We start from the raw sequence: 17,111 nt of genomic DNA, 5'->3' as shown, positions 1-17,111 counted from the left end.
GTTGAAGACTGGAGGACCTGATGGCCCGTGCAGCCTTGCGACCACGTTCAGCGTTGCGCCTGCGTACCACCAGGACCGGCACGTCCGAGAAGCCGAAGAAGTACGCGAAGTGGAGGAAGCCGAGGAAGCCTGAGAAGGCGAGCAAGCCAGACAAGGCGAAGAAGTCCGCGAAACCCAGGAACAAGGCGCAGCCGGCACCCCGTGAGCGGCATGTGATGCCCTTGCCGATCCGACTGCTGGCGATGCTGTGCGCCTTCGGGTTCATGGTGGCGTTCGCCGTGGTGCTGGCCCGGCTGACCCTGGAGCCCTCCCCCGCCTCGGTGGCGATGGCCCACACGAACCTGCATCCGGGCAGCACCCTGCGGCTCTATCTGGACCAGCCGGCGTTCCGGGACGCCGTGAAGCAGATCGGCGGCAATGTGCTGCTGGGTGTTCCGTTCGGCATCCTGGTGCCGGTCGTGGCGCCGCGGGCGCGCGGCTTGCTGCGGGTGCTGGCGCTGACCGCGGTGGTGATGCTGCTGGTGGAGTTCGCCCAGGGAGCGCTGGTCGAAGGCCGAGCCTTCGACATCGACGATGTCATCCTCAACACCGCCGGGGCGCTGGTGGGTTACCTCCTGCTGGGGCGGCGGCTGAGCCGGGCCGTGCACGCGCGGGAGCGGCTGCCGCGGCGGGCGACGAAGCGGGCGAAGGACGCATAGCTCCACCACCGCTCAACTCCTGGTCCGTACCAAGGTATTGACGCCCCCTTATCTCACTTCTTAAATCAAGAGGCGACGCCTTCACCCCTCACCTCGGCCGGTCGCCTCCCTGCGCCCGGCCGCCGTACGGAAGGAAGTCCCGTGGCCTCCCCACGTCTGCTGCGCAGCTGTCTGTTCGCCGCCCTGTCCGCCGTACTGGTCCCGTCCGCCTGGCCCGGTGCGGCGCAGGCGGATCCGCCCGGGGCGGCCGCCACCGCGGTGGCGTTCTCCGACGGTTTCGACGGACCTGCCGGGGCCGCGGTCGACTCCTCGAAGTGGCAGACCGAGACCGGCGACAACGTCAACAACCACGAGCGGCAGTACTACACCTCGGGCACCCGGAACGCGGCCCTGGACGGCCAGGGCCATCTGGTGATCACGGCCCGGCGCGAGAACCCGGCCAACTACCAGTGCTGGTACGGAACCTGCCAGTACACCTCGGCGCGGCTGAACACCTCGGGGAAGTTCAACGCCCAGTACGGGCACGTCGAGGCACGGATGAAGATCCCGCGGGGGCAGGGCATGTGGCCCGCGTTCTGGATGCTCGGCACGCCCGTCAACTGGCCGGACTCGGGCGAGATCGACGTCATGGAGAACGTCGGCTACGAGCCGTCCACCGTGCACGGCACCATCCACGGCCCCGGCTACTCCGGCTCGGGCGGCATCGGCGCCGCCTACTCCCTGCCGAACGGGCAGGCCTTCGCGGACGCCTTCCACACCTTCGCCGTCGACTGGGCGCCCGACTCGATCACCTGGTCCGTGGACGGCAATGTCTACCAGCGGCGCACACCCGCCGATCTGGGCGGCAGGACCTGGGTGTTCGACAAGCCCTTCTTCCTGATCCTGAACCTGGCGGTGGGCGGCTACTGGCCCGGCGACCCGGACGGCTCCACGTCGTTCCCGCAGCAGCTGGTGGTGGACTCGGTGTCGGTGACGACCGGCGACTCGGCCACCGGAGCGGCGATCAGGGGACTGGCCGGCAAGTGCATGGACGTCGCCGGGGCGAACTCCGCGAACGGCACCCCCGTCCAGCTCTACGACTGCAACGGCACCGCCGCTCAGCAGTGGACGGTGGGTTCCGACGGCACCCTGCGCGCGCTCGGCAAGTGCCTGGACGTCACCGGCAACGGCACCGCGGACGGCTCGGCCGTCCAGCTGTGGGACTGCACCGGCGGCCCGAACCAGAAGTGGACGGTCACCGGCGCGCACGACATCGTCAATCCGCAGGCGAACAAATGCCTCGACGTGACCGGGAACAACTCGGCCGACGGCACCCGGCTGCAGATCTGGACCTGCTCGGGCGGCGCCAACCAGAAGTGGACGGTCGGCTGAGCCGGGCGGTCAGTGCAACTTCCAGGTGAACTTGTCGCCGCCCACCCAGCGCACCACGTCCGGGTCGTCCAGGTCGTGCACCGTGATGCCGAAGGCGGCGGCGGCCTCCAGGACGTCGGTGACGGACTTGGCCTCACCGATCACTTCGCCGTCGATCTCCACGATCCGGAACGGCGGTGTGCCCGGCTGCACGCCGAGGACCAGGATCCGCGGATTGGAGATGTGGGGAGCTGCTTGTTCGGTCATGCAATAGAGCGTAGGACGCATCGGCGGCGGATCGCTCGGGGGTGTCAGCGCTGCAGCAGCTCGAGCACCGCCGCCTCTATGGCGCCCTGCGTCGCGGGACGCCCGAAGTCCCCGTGTTCGCCCAGCCGGGTGAGCACGGGGGCGATGGTCTCGCCCTGCTCGAACAGTTCCACGACCCGGGGGTCGATGTAGGAGGCGCGGCAGACGGCGGGGGTGTTGCCGAGGTAGTGGCTGACCTCGCGGACGGCGCGGCTGGTCTGCCGGCGCCGCGCGGCCGGCGTGGCGCGTGCCTCCTCGGTGACGACGGCCAGGGCGACGGCGGCGAGGACCGTGGCGTGCCAGGTGCGGAAGTCCTTGGCGGTGATCTCGGTGCCGGACAGCCGGCGCAGCGCCTCGTTGAGGTCGTCGCCGTGCAGGTCGTGCCAGGCGCGCCCCTCCCAGTACACCAGGAGCCGCTCGCCGCCGCTGCGGCGGCGCAGCAGGGCACGTACGACGGCGTGCGCCTGCTCGTCGACGAGGGCCCGTACGATCTCGGTGCCGCCCTTGGCCGGGTAGCTGAACGCGATCTCCCCGCGGCCGCAGGTGACGTGTTCGCGCAGCATCGTCGTCAGGCCGTAGGTCTCGCTCTCGCGGGTGTGCCGGTCGCTGCCGATGCGGAAGAAGCCGAGGTCGAGCAGGCGCACGGCGCAGGCGGTGACCCGGGAGCGGGACAGTCCGCGGCCGGCGAGGTCCAGAGCGACCTTGGCGCGCAGTTCGGGCAGGGCGCGCGCGACCTCGCGGACGTGTTCGTGCTTGGCCTGCTCCTGCTGGGCGCGGAACTGTTCGTGGTAGAGGTACTGGCGGCGCCCCGCGTCGTCGGTGCCGACGGCCTGGAGGTGGCCGCCCGGCCAGGGGCAGATCCACACGTCCCGCCAGGCGGGCGGGATGACCAGGGCCCGGATGCGGGCGAGGTGCCCGGGGTCCTTCAGCGGCGCGCCGGTCTCGTCCAGGTAGCGGAAGCCCCGGCCGCAGCGGACACGGGTGAAGCCGGGGCCGTCGCAGGAGCTGGTGCGCAGTCTCACGGCGGCGGGCTCAGGGACGCCGCCAGTCGTCGCTCCTGAGGTGGGAGCCGGCCTGCGGGCCCATCCGCAGCATGCCGCCGTCCACGCTCCACGAGGCGCCGGTGACGTAGGAGGCGTCGGGGCTCGCGAGGAAGGCGATGACGGCGGCGACCTCGCGGGCGTCGCCGGGCCGTCCCACGGGGATGCCGGGGCGTGGCTCGGTGTGCACGTCGGTGTCCTCCTGGCCGGTCATCGGGGTGGCGATCTCGCCGGGCGCGACCGCGTTGACGGTGATGCCGTACTCGGCGAGCTCCAGGGCCATGACCTGGGTGAGCAGTCCGAGGCCGCCCTTGGCCGCGCAGTACGGGGCGGCGCCGACCCGCGGCTGGTGCTCGTGGACGGAGGTCACGTTGACGATCCGGCCGCCGTCGCCCTGCCGGATCATGTGCCGCGCCGCCCGCTGCCCGCACAGGAAGGGGCCGATCAGGTCGACGTCGACGACCTCGCGCACCGTGTCGAGTTCGAGGTCGAGGAAGGGCGTCATGGTGCCGGTACCGGCGTTGTTGACCAGGACGTCGAGGCGGCCGAGCCGGTCGCGGAGCTCGTCGACGGTGTCAGCGGCGGTGGGCAGCCGGGTGAGGTCCATCTGGGCCACGGCGGCCCGCCGGCCGTGGGCGCGGACCTCCTCCGCGGTCTCCTCGGCGCCCTTGAGGTCGCTGTTCCAGGTGATGCCGACGTCCATGCCCGCCCGGGCCAGCCTTACGGCGGTGGCGCGGCCGATGCCGGAGTCGGAGCCGGTGATCACGGCGACCTTGGCGGGAGCTGATGTGGACATCGCCGGCCTCCTCCTGGGCGCTGGGGTGCGCATCGCAGTACCCGGGTGCGGGCGGCACAAACCGTGCGGGGTGCCCGGGGCTGGGGAACCCTGGAGGAGGAGGTCACCATGGATCCCGTCGAGGCACTGGAGCGGATCGCCTTCCTGCTGGAGCGGTCCCTGGCGCCGACGTACCGTGTCCGCGCCTTCCGTACGGCGGCCCGCGTGCTGACGTCCCTGCCCGCGGACGAGGTGCGCGAGCGGGCGGCCGCCGGGTCGCTGGAGTCGCTCAAGGGGGTCGGCCCGAAGACCGCGCAGGTCGTCCAGGAGGCGCTGGCCGGAGAGGTGCCGGGCTATCTGCGCAAGCTGGAGGGCGAGGCGGAGGCGCAGAGCGGGGACCGGGCCGGTGCGGGGCTGCGGGCCAGGCTGCGCGGGGACTGCCATCTGCACTCCGACTGGTCGGACGGCGGCAGCCCGATCGAGGAGATGGGCCGGGCCGCGCGGGCCCTCGGGCACGAGTGGGCCGTGCTGACCGACCACTCCCCCCGGCTGACCGTGGCGCGCGGCCTGTCGCCCGAACGGCTGCGGGAACAGCTGGACGTGGTGGCGGAGCTGAACACCACCTGGGCGCCGTTCCGGCTGCTCACCGGCATCGAGTGCGACATCCTCGAGGACGGCTCTCTGGACCAGGAGCCGGAGCTGCTCGAGCGGCTGGACGTGGTCGTGGTGTCGGTGCACTCCAAGCTGCGCATGGACGCCCGCTCGATGACCCGCCGCATGGTGGCCGCCGTACGCGATCCGCACTCCGATGTGCTCGGGCACTGCACGGGGCGGCTGGTGACCGGGCGGGGGCGGCCCGAGTCGGAGTTCGACGCCGAGGCGGTGTTCGCCGCGCTGGCCGAGACGGGCACCGCCCTGGAGATCAACAGCAGGCCCGAGCGGCTCGATCCGCCACGGCGGCTGCTGCGCCAGGCAGTCGAGGCGGGGGTCCTGTTCTCGGTCGACACGGACGCGCACGCGCCGGGCCAGCTGGACTGGCAGATCCTCGGCTGTGCCCGGGCCGAGGAGTGCGGGGTGCCGGCCGAGCGCGTGGTGAACACCTGGAGCCTGGACGAGCTGCTGGCCTGGACCCGCTCGCGGCGCACGCCCGCAGGAGTGACAGGAACCTGACGTGGTACTCGGGGCAGCGGAAGAGCAAGGGAGTACGCATGGAACGGGCGGCCGTGTTCGACGTCGACGGAACCCTCGTCGACACCAACCACCTGCACGTGGCGACCTGGTGGGAGGCTTTCCGCCAAGCCGGGCACAAGGTGCCCATGCACGCCATCCACCGCTCCGTCGGCCTCGGCTCCGAGGATCTCGTCGCCCGGCTGCTGGGCGATCGGCGGGACCCGGACCAGGACGCCGAACTCAGCGCCGCGCACAAGGCGTTGTACGGCCAGTACTTCGACCGGCTGCCCGCGTTCGAGGACGCCGGGCGGCTGCTGCGGCGCCTCGACCACGACGGTTGGAAGGTGGTGCTGGCCACCTCCGCGAGCGGCCCGGAACTCTCCGCGCTGCGCCGCGCGATCGGCGCCGACGACGCGATCACCGCCACCGCGAGCGCGGACGACGTCAAGGAAGGAAAGCCGGCTCCCGAGCCCGTGGAACACGCCCTGGAACTGGCCGGGGTACCCGCCGAACGGGCGGTGTTCGTCGGGGACACCGTGTGGGACATGCGCGCGGGCAGTCGTGCCGGCGTGCGCTGTCTGGGCGTGCTGTGCGGCGGCATCCCGCGCGCCGACCTGGAGGAGGCGGGAGCCGAGGCCGTGTACGACGATCCCGCGCATCTGCTGTCCGATCTGAAGAACAGCCCACTGGCCTGAGCGGCACGACCGGGTGACGCAGATCACCCCACAAGGCGCCGAACACCGGAACACCCGGCGGTAGTTCGCCGTTGAACCAACCGTGGGTGCGGATGGGACAGTGTCCCCGGGCCTCACCATTCGCCCACAGGGACGATCGTTCGGCTGAAGCCCTGTGGAGCCTTTCGCCGAGAGGCGACCGCCATCCGTGCCCACCAACGAGCCCCGACCGGCCTCCCCCGTCCGGTCGGGGCTCTTTTCTGCCCGCGCCCGACCGCACCGGCCCGCGCTTGACTTCGAGAGCACTCCAATCCGTAGCGTTCTCGGCATGAGCACTGGCACTGCACAGCACAAGATCGGATCCGGTTTCGGCGCCACGAGCACGGCCGACGACGTTCTTCAGGGCGTCGACCTGACCGGCAGGCTCGCCGTCGTCACCGGCGGCTACTCGGGGCTCGGCCTGGAGACCACGCGCGCCCTGACCAAGGCGGGCGCCCGGGTCGTCGTCCCGGCCCGCCGCCGGGCCACCGCCGAGGAGGCGCTGGCCGGCCTCGACGGCGTCGAGGTGGACGAGCTGGACCTCGGCGACCTGGAGAGCGTGCGGACCTTCGCCGAGCGCTTCCTCGCCTCCGGGCGGACCATCGACTTCATGATCGACAACGCCGGGATCATGGCGTGCCCGGAGACGCGGGTGGGGCCGGGCTGGGAGGCCCAGTTCGCCACCAACCACCTGGGCCACTTCGCGCTGGTCAACCGGCTGTGGCCGGCGATCACGCCCGGCGGCGCCCGTGTCGTGTCCGTCTCCTCCCGCGCCCACCACTTCTCGGGCATGCGCTGGGACGACGTCCACTGGGCGCAGGGCTACGACAAGTGGCAGGCCTACGGGCAGGCCAAGACCGCGAACGTCCTGTTCGCCGTCCACCTCGACAAGCTGGCCCGCGACGCCGGCGTGCGCGCCTTCTCGCTGCACCCCGGCGGCATCCTCACCCCGCTGCAGCGGCACATCCCCAAGGCGGAGATGATCGAGCGCGGCTGGATCGACGAGGACGGCAACGTCCTCAACCCCGAGGGCTTCAAGACCCCGCCGCAGGGCGCGGCCACCCAGGTGTGGGCGGCGACCTCGCCGCAGCTGGACGGCCTTGGCGGTGTCTACCTGGAGGACTGCGAGATCGCCGAGCTCGCGGTCGACGGCACGACCAGTGGCGTCAAGGAGTGGGCGATCGACCCCGAACAGGCCGCCCGGCTGTGGGAGTTGTCGGCGGAGCTGACGGGCGTGAACGCCTTCGCCTAGGAGTCACCCGGCTCCCTGGGCCCGTACAGGGCGGCCGGTGCGCCGGTCACAAGGGCCCAGTAGCGGTCTCCGTAGGACCAGTGCCACCACTCGGTGGGGTAGTTGACGAGCCCGGCGGCCGTCAACGCCCCGCCGAGCAGGGCACGGTGGGCGCGTGCCTCGTCCGTGATGTTCGGGGCATCCGTGTAGCAGCCGCCGTCGCTCTGCTCCGGATCGGCGTTCATCTCGGTGCCCAGGTCCAGCTCGCGGCCGTCGGCGTCGGCGAGGGTGAGGTCGACGGCCGCGCCCGCGCTGTGCGGGGCGATCTCGGGCGGGGAGACATAGCGGCTGGCGGCGCTGCGGATACGGTCGGAGGGCCAGTCGGGGTGTACGGCGCGCAGTTCGTCGGCGTACCGCTCGAAGTAGCGGCGCTGGAGGGCCGGCGGTCGGTATCCCTCCACGAACAGCAGACGCAGGCTCTCGGGGAGCAGGGCCTGTGCGGCGAGCAGGCGGTCCAGGACGCCCCGGCGCAGCCGGATCTCGGCGCCATGGGAGTCCTCGTGCTTGCGGTCGTCGACCAGAAGCTTGTCTCGTACGTCGACGAGGGGCTCGCCGTTCTCCGCCACCGGTACGGCGGCGACCCGGGCGTCGGACATCAGGATGATCTCGCTCATGGCTTGATCATCTCCCGGCGGCGCATGAACTACCGCGGTTCGGCGGTGAGTTGTTCGGCGTGGGTGACGAACAGGCCGAACGCCGCCCGGTCGCGCAGGAAGACCGCGCACGAGCGCGACCCGGGTCAGGCGGCGCACGATCTCCGCGGTGCCCACGGAGTGGCCGATCAGTGTCACCGCGTGCAGGCCCAGGTGGTCCAGCAGCCCGTGCAGGTCGCGGGGCCGTCGGCCGGGCCGTGGTCGACGTGGGTACGCCCTCCATCGTTCCCGGGACCGGTACCGGCGCCGATTGCCTCCGAGGTCATGGCGCGCAGTCCGCGTGCCCCCGCCCCGGCCGGGTACTCGGTGACCCCGTTTCGGACCGTGCGGCCGGAAGGAGCCGAAGGTGAGCAGCGCAGTGGGCAGCAGGATCGTGGTCACGGGTGCCACCGGCAACGTCGGCACCAGTGTGGTGCGCCTCCTCTCCGAGGAAGCGCAGGTGGGGTCCGTGCTGGGTCTGGCCCGGCGGATTCCCGAGTGGTCGCCGGCGCGGACCGAGTGGTCCGCGGTCGACCTGGCGTCCCAACAGGCCGATCTGGTCAAGGAGTTCGAGGACGCCGACGCGGTCGTCCATCTGGCGTGGGCCTTCCAGCCGACGCATGATCCGGCGGCGACCTGGCGCACGAACGTGCTCGGGAGCATCCGGGTGTTCGAGGCGGTCGCGGCGGCCCGGGTGCCGACGCTCGTGCACGCCTCGTCGGTGGGCGCCTACTCCCCGGGGCCGAAGGACCACGCGGTGGACGAGTCGTGGCCGACCCACGGCTGGCCGGATGCCGCGTACTGCCGGGAGAAGGCCTATCTGGAGCGCACCCTGGACACCTTCGAGCGCGACCACCCGGAGGTGCGGGTGGTCCGGATGCGGCCCGCCTTCCTCTTCAAGCGCGAGTCGGCGAGCGAGCAGCGCCGGATCTTCGGCGGCCGCTTCCTGCCGGGCCCGCTGGCGCGCCCGGAGCTGCTGCCCTTCCTCCCCGACATTCCGGGTCTGCGGGTGCAGGCGCTGCACACCGACGACGCGGCCAGGGCGTACGTCCTCGCGCTCGGCTCCGAGGTCCGCGGCGCCTTCAACCTGGCGGCCGAGCCCCCGGTCGACGCCGAACTGCTCGCTCAGCTGCTGGACACCCGCCCCGTCCGGCTCCCCCGCGTCGCGGCCCGCTCGGCGATCGCCGCCGCCTGGGGCCTGCACCTCCTGCCGGCGTCGCCGCATCTGTTCGACGCGGTTCTGCGGCTCCCGCTGATGGACTGCACACGCGCGCGTACCGAGCTGGGCTGGCACCCGGAGCACGAGGCGACCGAAGTCCTGCAGGAGTTCCTCCAGGGCCTGCAGCACGGCGAGGGGGCAAGGACCGAGCCGCTGCGGGGGCGCAAGGTGGGCTGACGGGCTGACCGGCTCGGCGTCTACGCCTGCGCGTCGAGCCGTTCACGCTGCGGCACCACGGTGTACTTGGGGTCCTCCGCCGAGGCGATGCCCGCCGCGAAGACGCCGAAGCGGGTGCAGGCCGATCCCGCGAGCAGGGCGAGCCCGGAGGCGACCGCGGTGCTACGCCGTCCGCCGAAGAGGGCGGCGGTGACGGCACCCCCGGCGGTGAGCAGCTGCGCCGCCCGGAGCAGTGTGCCCGCCCGGCCCTCGCGCCAGGTCTCGGCGACCATGCCCAGGCGCTGCTCGGCCGCCTTCGTGAGGGCCGCGTCGGCCAGCGCCGCCAGCCCGGCGGCGCAGCGGGCCGGGGCGTTCTCGCTCGTGGGTCCGGCGACGAGGGCCATTCCGGACGCCGCCGCGGTCGCGGACGCCGCGAACAGGTACGGCAGCTCCCGGTGGACGCCGTGCCAGGCCGGTACGGCGGTGTCGGCGGCCAGCACGCCGGTGTAGGTGGCGACCGCGGGGCCCAGGAGTGCGGCCGCGCCGGTCGCCGCGCCCCCGAGACGCGGCGACCGGCCGGTCACGGCGCTCGCGGCGGCCGCACCCGCCACGGGCGCGTAGGCGCCGAGCAGCCAGGACCCCATGCTCATGGGCGAGGTCGGCTTGAACACCCGCAGCATGTTCGCGAACCGGCTCGGCTTTCCGAGGTCGTGGATCAGGGCGGCGGCCGACAGGGTGACGGCGGCCAGCGAGGACACCTTCAGTGCCGTCGCGGTCGTCGTACGTCCGGTCAGGTGCGCGCCCGCCGCGAGCACCGATCCTGCGCCGGCGAGCCCACCGAGGAAGAAGTACCCGGCGATGTCGGGGGCGGCCCAGGAGGGCGCCCTGATGACGGGACGGCCGTAGTAGGACTGGAACTCGGCCCGCGGGACGACGGGTTGCTCGCCGCGGCGCCGCCTGTGTCCCGCACGCTCGGTCGTGCTCATCGCCGGCCCCTTCCCGTGAGCGCGAAGCAGGCCGCGAGGCCGCCCAGCAGGGACAGGGCCGCGGCGCCGGCGTGCTTCCACATCTCGGGCAGGTCCCGGGTGGTGACGACGGGGTCCGGTGGCAGCCCGTACACCTCGGGCTCGTCCAGGAGCAGGAAGAACGCGCCGTCGCCGCCCACGCCGTCGTCCGGGTCGTGGCCGTAGAGCCGGGCGTCGGTGACGCCCGCCTCGTGCAGCTGGTCGACGCGCAGCGCGGCCCGCTCGCGCAGTTCGTCGAGCGGGCCGAACTGGATGGACTCGGTGGGGCAGGCCTTGGCGCAGGCCGGTTCCTGTCCTGCGCCAAGGCGGTCGTAGCACATCGTGCACTTGAACGCGCGGCCGTCGCGCGGCCGTTGCTCGATGACGCCGTACGGGCAGGCGGGCACGCAGTAGCCGCAGCCGTTGCAGATGTCCTCCTGGACGACGACCGTGCCGAACTCGGTGCGGAAGAGCGAGCCGGTGGGGCAGACGTCGAGGCAGGCGGCGTGGGTGCAGTGCTTGCACACGTCGGAGGACATCAGCCAGCGCAGTTCGCCGTCGCCGCCGACCGGTGTCTCCTGCGCGGTCGACTCGCCCTCGACCAGCGGGAGTTGGGTGCGGCCGTCCGGGCGCGGCTGCTCGATGAAGGCCACGTGCCGCCAGGTCGAGGCGCCGAGCGCCTGCGTGTTGTCGTACGACATGGCCGTGAGCGACAGGCCGTCCTCCGGGATGGCGTTCCACTCCTTGCAGGCGACCTCGCAGGCCTTGCAGCCGATGCAGACGGAGGTGTCGGTGAAGAACCCGACGCGGTCCTCGCTCACTTGCGTGCCTCCGTTCCGGTGTCCGGGGTGATACCGGCCCGGGTGCGGTACTCGGCGACCAGCCTCGGCAGGTCCGGACCGCGCGGGCGGCGACCCGGACGGATGTCGGCGGTGAGCGCCTTGTCCTCCTGGATATGGGCGTTGGGGTCGAGCGCGATGGCCATCAGTTCGTTGGCGGCGTCGCCCTTCGCGACACCGTTGGGGCCCCAGTGGAAGGGCAGGCCGATCTGGTGGACGGTGCGGCCCTGCACCCGCAGCGGCCGGATGCGGTCGGTCACCAGCACCCGCGCCTCGACCGCGTTGCGGGCCGTGACGATCGTCGCCCAGCCGCCGTTCTCCAGGCCGCGCTCACGAGCCAGCGCGGGCGAGACCTCGCAGAAGAACTCCGGCTGCAGCTCGGAGAGATACTCCGACCAGCGGCTCATGCCGCCCGCCGTGAAGTGCTCGGTCAGGCGGTGCGTGGTGACGACGTAGGGGAAGACGCCGGCGCCCTTCTCGTCTCCGCTGGGGTGGTAGCGGTTGCCCTCGCGGGGCAGCAGCTCGCGCACCGGGTTGCGCGGGGTCGAGGGGTACAGGGCGTTGGGGAACGGCGAGTCCTGGGGCTCGTAGTGGCTGGGGAGCGGGCCGTCCTCCAGGCCCGCGGGGGTGAACAGCCAGCCCTTGCCGTCGGCCTGCATGATGAACGGGTCGTCGCCGCGCAGCGCGTCGGAGCCGACCGCGTCCTCGTCGGGCACGAAGTCCGGTGCACGGTCGGGGACGAAGTCCGGGACGTCACGCCCGGTCCACTTGCCCTCCTCCGGGTCCCACCAGACGTACTTCTTGCGCTCGCTCCAGGGGGTGCCGTCGGGGGCGGCCGAGGCCCGGTTGTAGAGGATGCGCCGGTTGGCGGGCCAGGCCCAGGCCCATTCGGCGGCCACCCAGTCCTGCTCCCAGTGGGGTTTCTTGCGGGCGGCCTGGTTGACGCCGTCGGCGTAGACACCGCAGTAGATCCAGCAGCCGCAGCGGGTGGAGCCGTCGTCCTTGAGTTCGGTGTAGGCGCTCAGCGGGGTGCCGTCGGGCCCCTGGCCGCTGATCTCGGCGAGCACGGCGTCGGCGAGGGGTTCCTCGAGGTCCCCGGTGACCGGGTAGTCCCAGGTCAGGTCGAGGACCGGGCGGTCCATGGGGTCGGTCGAGCCGGCCAGCTTCTCCCTGATGCGGCGGCCCAGGTGGTACATGAACCACAGGTCGCTGCGGGCGTCGCCCTCGGGTTCCACGGCCTGGTAGTGCCACTGCACCCAGCGGTTGGTGTTGGTGAAGGAGCCGGACTTCTCGGTGTGGGAGGCGGCCGGGAAGAAGAACACCTCGGTGCCGATGTCCTCGGTGCGCAGTTCACCGGTCTCGATCTCGGGGCCGTCCTTCCACCAGGTCGCCGACTCGATGAGGGAGAAGTCGCGCACGACCAACCAGTCCAGGTTGGCCATGCCGAGGCGCTGCAGACGGGTGTTGGCGGAGCCGACCGCCGGGTTCTCGCCGAGCAGGAAGTAGCCCTTGCAGTCGCCGTCGAGCTGGGCCATGACCGTGTCGTAGGTGGAGTGGGAGCCGGTCAGCCGCGGCAGGTGGTCGAAGCAGAAGTCGTTGTCGGGCGTGGCGGCGTCGCCGTAGTAGGCCTTCAGCAGACTGACGAGGTACGCCCGCATGTCGGACCAGAAGCCCTTCACGGTGCGGGTCGTCTCGACGAAGTTGTCGAGGTTCATGTCCTCGTGGGCGTGCGGCATCGGGATGTAGCCGGGCAGCAGGTTGAACAGGGTGGGGATGTCGCTGGAGCCCTGGATGGAGGCGTGGCCGCGCAGGGCCTGGATGCCGCCGCCGGTGCGGCCGATGTTGCCGAGCAGGAGCTGAAGGACACAGGCGGCGCGGATGAACTGGGCGCCGGTGGTGTGCTGGGTCCAGCCGACGGCGTAGCAGAAGGCGCTGGTGCGCTCGGGTCCGGAGTTGGTCGTCAGCGCGTCGCAGACCTGCCGGAAGGTCTCGCGGGGGATGCCGCAGACCTCCTCGACCATCTCGGGGGTGTAGCGGGCGTAGTGCCGTTTGAGGATCTGGTAGACGCAGCGCGGGTGCTGGAGGGTCTCGTCGGTCGGGGCGCGGTGACCCGTACGCGCTCCGCCGGAGCCGTGCGCCTCGGCGCCTGCGGACTTGCGGGTGCGCTCCGCGTAGAGTTCGTCGGCCTCACCGGCCGGCTGCTGGATCTCGACGCCCTCGTACTGCCAGGTGGTGGGGTCGTAGTGCTTCTTCTCCTCGTCCAGGCCGGAGAAGACGCCGTCGAGGTCCTCGGTGTCGCGGAAGTCCTCGCCGACCAGGGTGGCGGCGTTGGTGTAGTTGAGGACGTACTCGCGGAAGTCCTTCTCCTCGGTCAGGACGTGGTTGATGATCCCGCCGAGGAAGGCGATGTCGGTGCCCGCGCGGATGGGCACATAGAGGTCGGCGAGCGCGCTGGTGCGGTTGAAGCGCGGGTCGACGTCGATGATGGTGGCGCCGCGCTTCTTGGCCTCCATCACCCACTGGAAGCCGACCGGGTGGCACTCGGCGAAGTTGGAGCCCTCGATGACGATGCAGTCGGAGAACTGCAGGTCCTGCATGAAGGTGGTGGCGCCGCCGCGTCCGAAGGAGGTGCCGAGACCTGCGACCGTGGACGAGTGACAGACCCGCGCCTGGTTCTCCACCTGCACCACGCCGAGGCCGGTCAGCAGCTTCTTGATGAGGTAGTTCTCCTCGTTGTCGAGGGTGGCGCCGCCGAGGCTGGCGATGCCCAGGGTGCGCGCGGTGCGCATCCCGTCGCGCTCCCACTCCCAGGTCTCGCGCCGGGTGCGCAGGACCCGCTCGGCGACCATGTCCATGGCCGTGTCCAGGTCGAGCGGCTCCCAGTCGGTGCCGTGCGGGCGGCGGTAGAGCACCTGGTGCTCACGGGCCGGTCCGGTGGTCAGCTGCAGGGTCGCCGAGCCCTTGGGACACAGCCGCCCGCGGCTGACCGGCGAGGCGGGGTCGCCCTCGATCTGTACGACCTTCTCGTCGCGCACATAGACCTGCTGGCCGCAGCCCACCGCGCAGTAGGGGCAGACGGACTGCACCACGCGCTCCGCGCTGTCCGTGCGGGGGCGCAGACCTGCGGTGTACGAGGATTTCGCGGCGCTCCCCCGGCCGGTACGGTCGGTGCCGGTGAGCTGCCGGTAGACAGGCCATGCGCGGACCCGGTCGCCGATACCCATGGTGGCTCCCCTGTCGCGGTCAGGCCGAGGGCTCGTCCGGAGCGGGGTGCTCGGGGTGGACGGCGGCCGAACGGGGTCCGTCCCGTCGTCCGGTACCGGCCTCGTCGGTGTCCGGCACCTCGTCGTCGGACGTATCGGCTTCCATGTCCGGAACGGGGATGTCCAGCGGGTCCTCACCCTCGCCGACCTGCTGGTCAGGCAGATCCCGCGGCACGGGCTCACCGCCTTGGCCTGTGTCGTGCCGATCGGCCACGGCGCACTCCCTTCACGTCGTCGAGCGAGACGCGAGTACCTCTGCGGGTGACGGCCGAAACCTGGGGGGTGCGCCCCAAAGGAGCGGGGGGCTGTCAGGGAGTGCGTTCCTCCAACGCCGTCCGCCACGCAGGCACCGGCCCCGCAGGCACCGGCTCCGGCCGCCGTCCGCCGCGCGCGAAGAAGTCCGCCAGCGGCAAGATCGCCGCACCGACGGTGACCGCGTCGGGCCCGAGCCGCCCAAGATCAATGGCCACCTTCTCGGCCGGGTGCCGCAGCGCATACGAGGCCGCATACCGCCGCACCGCAGGCAGGAACCGCGCCCCCAGCTGAAGCCCCGCCCACCCCCCGATGAGAATCCGCTCGGGCTGGAACAGGTTGATCAGGTCGGACAGCCCGGCTCCGAGATACTCGGCGGTCTCCTCCAGCACGGCCAGCGCGACCGGATCGGCCCCGCCGCTCTCGGCCGGGTACGCGGACGCAAGCATCGCCGTCAGGGCGGTCTCCTCGTCCGCCCCCTCCGGCGGCTGCCCCCCCTCCTCGCGCCACCGCTCCAGCAGCGATTCCGCCCCCGCATACGCCTCCAGACAGCCCAGCGCACCGCACCGGCACCGGCGCCCCCTGACCCGTACCGTCAGATGGCCCCACTCGACCGCCCGTCCCTGCTCCACCTCGGGCGTCACGAGGCACGCGCCGACACCGGAGCCGAAGAGGACGACGATCGCATTGCGAGCGCCGCGTCCCGCACCGAACCACATCTCGGCCTGGCCGAGGGTCTTGGCGCCGTTGTCGATGAAGTACCGGACCTCGTCCGGGAGTTGGGAGGACGAGCGAAGCAGCGCCTCCAGCGGTACGGCGTCCCAGCCGATCGTCTGCCCGTGCACGACGGCGCCGCGCTCCGGGGTGCGCTCCACGATGCCGGGGACGCCTATGCCAACGCCGAGGAGCTGTTCCGGGCCGATGGCGGCACCGGCGAGCACCTCGGCGATACCGTCGCGGATGTGGCCGACGATGACCTCGACGTCGTAGCGCTGCTGCTCCAAGGGCCGCTCGGCGCGGGCGAGTTCGGTGAGGGTGAGGTCGAACAGCTCGACGCGCACCCGGGTCTCGCCGACGTCGACGCCGATCATGTGGCCGGCGCCGGGTGCCACGCGCAGCAGGGTGCGGGGGCGGCCGCCGTCGGAGTCGACGCTGCCGGCCTCCTCGACGAGGCCGTCGGCGACGAGGTCCGCGACGACGTTGCTGACCGAGCCGGAGCTCAGCCCGGTCACCGGGCCGAGTTCGAAGCGGCTGAGGGGTCCGTCGAAGTAGAGCCGCTGCAGCACGACCGCGCGGTTGGCCCGCCTGAGGTCGCGCACCGTGCGTCCGTTGCGCCCCGCCATGTGGTTCCTTTCGCGCCCTGTCCGACCTGCAACATACCTCTGCGGACAGGCTTGGCGCGACATTCCTCCAACCCTTAGTTCATGATGTGAGCTAAGAGGTGGCCTCCTCGATCTCGTCCAGGGCGGCCACGAGCTCCGGTGCGACCGCCTCCTCACGCCACCGGATGTCCCCCTCCCCCATCGCCCGCGGCACGGCCTCCACCAGCATGATCAGGTAGAGGTAGGTGCGGTAGAGGGCGAGGCGCAGGAGGGCCGGGCGGTCGAACTCGGCGCGTCCGCCGCCCTCCCGGTAGCCCGAGAGGAACGCCTCGTCCTTCCTGATGTCCCCGAGCAGCGCCAGGGAGACGAACTCGGCCAGCGGGTCGCCCCAGAACATGCGCTCCCCGTCGATGAGCCCGCCGATGCGGACGGAGCCCCCCGAGCGTTCCACGAGGATGTTGCCGTCCCACAGGTCGAAGTGGACGAGTGCGGGGACGGTGACCTCGTCGAGGCAGTCGTACGCGGCGCGGAGGGTGCCGGCGATCTCGTCGACGGGTCTGGGCAGCCGGGCCGAGAAGCGGCGGGCGTCGTCGAGGATCGCCTCCAGCATTCCGCTGAAGGCGGTCCGCCAGTCGTCGGCGAGGGGGCCGAGCGCACCGGACGGGTAGCCGAAGGCGGTTCCGGTGACACGGTGCAGGGCGGCCACCTCGCGTCCCAACTCAGCGCGCAGACAACCCCGTTCTTCCTCGGCGACGGATCCGTCCCACGGGTCGCCGGGACATGCGGTCATCAAAAGTACGGAGCTGTCGTCGTCGTCGAGGGTGACGAGCCGGGGCGCCGGCACACCGGCCGTTTCGGCGCGGCGGTAGAACTCCGCCTCGGCGACGAGGAGCCGGCTCTCGTAGCGCAGTCCGGGGGTGTCCGGTGCGACCTTGAGTACGTAGCGGCTGCCGTCGGTGAGCCGGAGTTCCTCGACGGTGTTGTAGGTGCCACCGGTGAGGGGGCGCAGGTCTTCCAGCCGGTCGGAAGGGATCCGTGCGCCCTCCAGGATGCGTCGGGCCCTCTCCCAGGAGTCCACCAC

At 71.9% G+C, this 17,111-nt stretch carries 16 protein-coding genes; 6 read left to right on the top strand and 10 right to left on the bottom strand.

The window, feature by feature from the left end; translation table 11 throughout:
- Positions 1-20: 20 nt before the first annotated feature.
- Both ACIBW9_RS26805 and ACIBW9_RS26800 read left to right on the top strand, forming a co-directional pair.
- Entirely contained in the window at positions 21-698 is a 678-nt protein-coding gene (locus ACIBW9_RS26805) for a VanZ family protein (RefSeq protein ID WP_398959185.1), read from the top strand.
- 141 nt (positions 699-839) lie between these two features.
- Positions 840-2,069, top strand: coding sequence for a lectin (locus ACIBW9_RS26800; RefSeq protein WP_398959183.1), 1,230 nt, complete (start codon positions 840-842; stop codon positions 2,067-2,069).
- A gap of 9 nt (positions 2,070-2,078) precedes the next feature.
- Here ACIBW9_RS26800 and ACIBW9_RS26795 read toward each other — a convergent pair whose 3' ends face one another.
- From ACIBW9_RS26795 to ACIBW9_RS26785, 3 genes are read right to left on the bottom strand one after another with little or no spacing between them, the layout of a single operon-like run.
- Complete coding sequence (locus ACIBW9_RS26795) at positions 2,079-2,315, bottom strand: hypothetical protein (RefSeq protein WP_398959181.1); 237 nt, start codon at positions 2,313-2,315, stop codon at positions 2,079-2,081.
- A gap of 44 nt (positions 2,316-2,359) precedes the next feature.
- Positions 2,360-3,376 carry a DNA topoisomerase IB gene (locus ACIBW9_RS26790; RefSeq protein WP_398959179.1) on the bottom strand — a complete coding sequence of 339 codons (1,017 nt, stop codon included), beginning with the start codon at positions 3,374-3,376 and terminating at the stop codon, positions 2,360-2,362.
- 10 nt (positions 3,377-3,386) lie between these two features.
- Complete coding sequence (locus ACIBW9_RS26785) at positions 3,387-4,190, bottom strand: SDR family oxidoreductase (RefSeq protein WP_398959177.1); 804 nt, start codon at positions 4,188-4,190, stop codon at positions 3,387-3,389.
- 108 nt (positions 4,191-4,298) lie between these two features.
- Between ACIBW9_RS26785 and ACIBW9_RS26780 the strand changes: the two genes are divergently transcribed.
- From ACIBW9_RS26780 to ACIBW9_RS26770, 3 genes are all read left to right on the top strand, one after another.
- Entirely contained in the window at positions 4,299-5,339 is a 1,041-nt protein-coding gene (locus ACIBW9_RS26780) for a PHP domain-containing protein (protein ID WP_398959175.1), read from the top strand.
- A gap of 38 nt (positions 5,340-5,377) precedes the next feature.
- On the top strand, positions 5,378-6,034 hold the full coding sequence (locus ACIBW9_RS26775; RefSeq protein ID WP_398959173.1) for an HAD family hydrolase: 657 nt from the start codon (positions 5,378-5,380) through the stop codon (positions 6,032-6,034).
- Between the two features lie 307 nt (positions 6,035-6,341).
- A complete protein-coding gene (locus ACIBW9_RS26770) occupies positions 6,342-7,304 on the top strand; it encodes an SDR family NAD(P)-dependent oxidoreductase (protein ID WP_398959171.1) in 963 nt (320 codons plus the stop codon).
- Here the strand turns inward: ACIBW9_RS26770 and ACIBW9_RS26765 are convergent.
- Positions 7,301-7,957, bottom strand: a complete 657-nt coding sequence (locus tag ACIBW9_RS26765; protein ID WP_398959169.1) for a M15 family metallopeptidase — start codon at positions 7,955-7,957, stop codon at positions 7,301-7,303. The two genes, ACIBW9_RS26770 and ACIBW9_RS26765, sit on opposite strands and share 4 nt — an antisense overlap.
- A gap of 385 nt (positions 7,958-8,342) precedes the next feature.
- Here ACIBW9_RS26765 and ACIBW9_RS26760 point away from each other — a divergent pair, with 385 nt between their 5' ends.
- Complete coding sequence (locus tag ACIBW9_RS26760) at positions 8,343-9,371, top strand: SDR family oxidoreductase (RefSeq protein ID WP_398959167.1); 1,029 nt, start codon at positions 8,343-8,345, stop codon at positions 9,369-9,371.
- 20 nt (positions 9,372-9,391) lie between these two features.
- Here the strand turns inward: ACIBW9_RS26760 and nrfD are convergent, their stop codons facing one another.
- The 6 genes from nrfD to ACIBW9_RS26730 all read right to left on the bottom strand — a co-directional run bounded on the left by nrfD (position 9,392) and on the right by ACIBW9_RS26730 (position 17,111).
- Positions 9,392-10,336, bottom strand: coding sequence for an NrfD/PsrC family molybdoenzyme membrane anchor subunit (nrfD, locus tag ACIBW9_RS26755; protein WP_398959165.1), 945 nt, complete (start codon positions 10,334-10,336; stop codon positions 9,392-9,394).
- Positions 10,333-11,175, bottom strand: coding sequence for a 4Fe-4S dicluster domain-containing protein (locus ACIBW9_RS26750; protein ID WP_398959163.1), 843 nt, complete (start codon positions 11,173-11,175; stop codon positions 10,333-10,335). The genes nrfD and ACIBW9_RS26750 overlap by 4 nt, the downstream gene beginning before the upstream one ends.
- Positions 11,172-14,417 (bottom strand): formate dehydrogenase, encoded by a 3,246-nt coding sequence (fdh, locus tag ACIBW9_RS26745; protein ID WP_398959161.1) that lies wholly within the window; start codon positions 14,415-14,417, stop codon positions 11,172-11,174. The genes ACIBW9_RS26750 and fdh overlap by 4 nt, the downstream gene beginning before the upstream one ends.
- A 19-nt stretch (positions 14,418-14,436) precedes the next feature.
- Positions 14,437-14,670: a hypothetical protein gene (locus tag ACIBW9_RS26740; RefSeq protein WP_398959159.1), complete on the bottom strand. Its 234-nt coding sequence runs from the start codon at positions 14,668-14,670 to the stop codon at positions 14,437-14,439.
- 94 nt (positions 14,671-14,764) lie between these two features.
- Entirely contained in the window at positions 14,765-16,051 is a 1,287-nt protein-coding gene (locus ACIBW9_RS26735; protein WP_398959157.1) for an ROK family protein, read from the bottom strand.
- Between the two features lie 91 nt (positions 16,052-16,142).
- Positions 16,143-17,111 carry a phosphotransferase family protein gene (locus ACIBW9_RS26730; protein WP_398959155.1) on the bottom strand — a complete coding sequence of 323 codons (969 nt, stop codon included), beginning with the start codon at positions 17,109-17,111 and terminating at the stop codon, positions 16,143-16,145.

Source organism: Streptomyces sp. NPDC049541, assembly GCF_044465725.1.
Taxonomy (GTDB): Bacteria; Actinomycetota; Actinomycetes; order Streptomycetales; family Streptomycetaceae; genus Streptomyces.
The sequence above is the reverse complement of the archived record's forward strand: the minus strand, read 5'-3'. Positions and strand labels throughout refer to the sequence as shown.

Bases quoted from the DNA above. Each gene is read 5' to 3' on its own strand.
- ACIBW9_RS26805 (WP_398959185.1), top strand. From the start codon at position 21: ATGGCCCGTGCAGCCTTGCGACCACGTTCAGCGTTGCGCCTGCGTACC.
- ACIBW9_RS26795 (WP_398959181.1), bottom strand. From the start codon at position 2,315: ATGACCGAACAAGCAGCTCCCCACATCTCCAATCCGCGGATCCTGGTC.
- ACIBW9_RS26785 (WP_398959177.1), bottom strand. From the start codon at position 4,190: ATGTCCACATCAGCTCCCGCCAAGGTCGCCGTGATCACCGGCTCCGAC.
- ACIBW9_RS26780 (WP_398959175.1), top strand. From the start codon at position 4,299: ATGGATCCCGTCGAGGCACTGGAGCGGATCGCCTTCCTGCTGGAGCGG.
- ACIBW9_RS26775 (WP_398959173.1), top strand. From the start codon at position 5,378: ATGGAACGGGCGGCCGTGTTCGACGTCGACGGAACCCTCGTCGACACC.
- ACIBW9_RS26770 (WP_398959171.1), top strand. From the start codon at position 6,342: ATGAGCACTGGCACTGCACAGCACAAGATCGGATCCGGTTTCGGCGCC.
- ACIBW9_RS26765 (WP_398959169.1), bottom strand. From the start codon at position 7,957: ATGAGCGAGATCATCCTGATGTCCGACGCCCGGGTCGCCGCCGTACCG.
- nrfD (WP_398959165.1), bottom strand. From the start codon at position 10,336: ATGAGCACGACCGAGCGTGCGGGACACAGGCGGCGCCGCGGCGAGCAA.
- fdh (WP_398959161.1), bottom strand. From the start codon at position 14,417: ATGGGTATCGGCGACCGGGTCCGCGCATGGCCTGTCTACCGGCAGCTC.
- ACIBW9_RS26735 (WP_398959157.1), bottom strand. From the start codon at position 16,051: ATGGCGGGGCGCAACGGACGCACGGTGCGCGACCTCAGGCGGGCCAAC.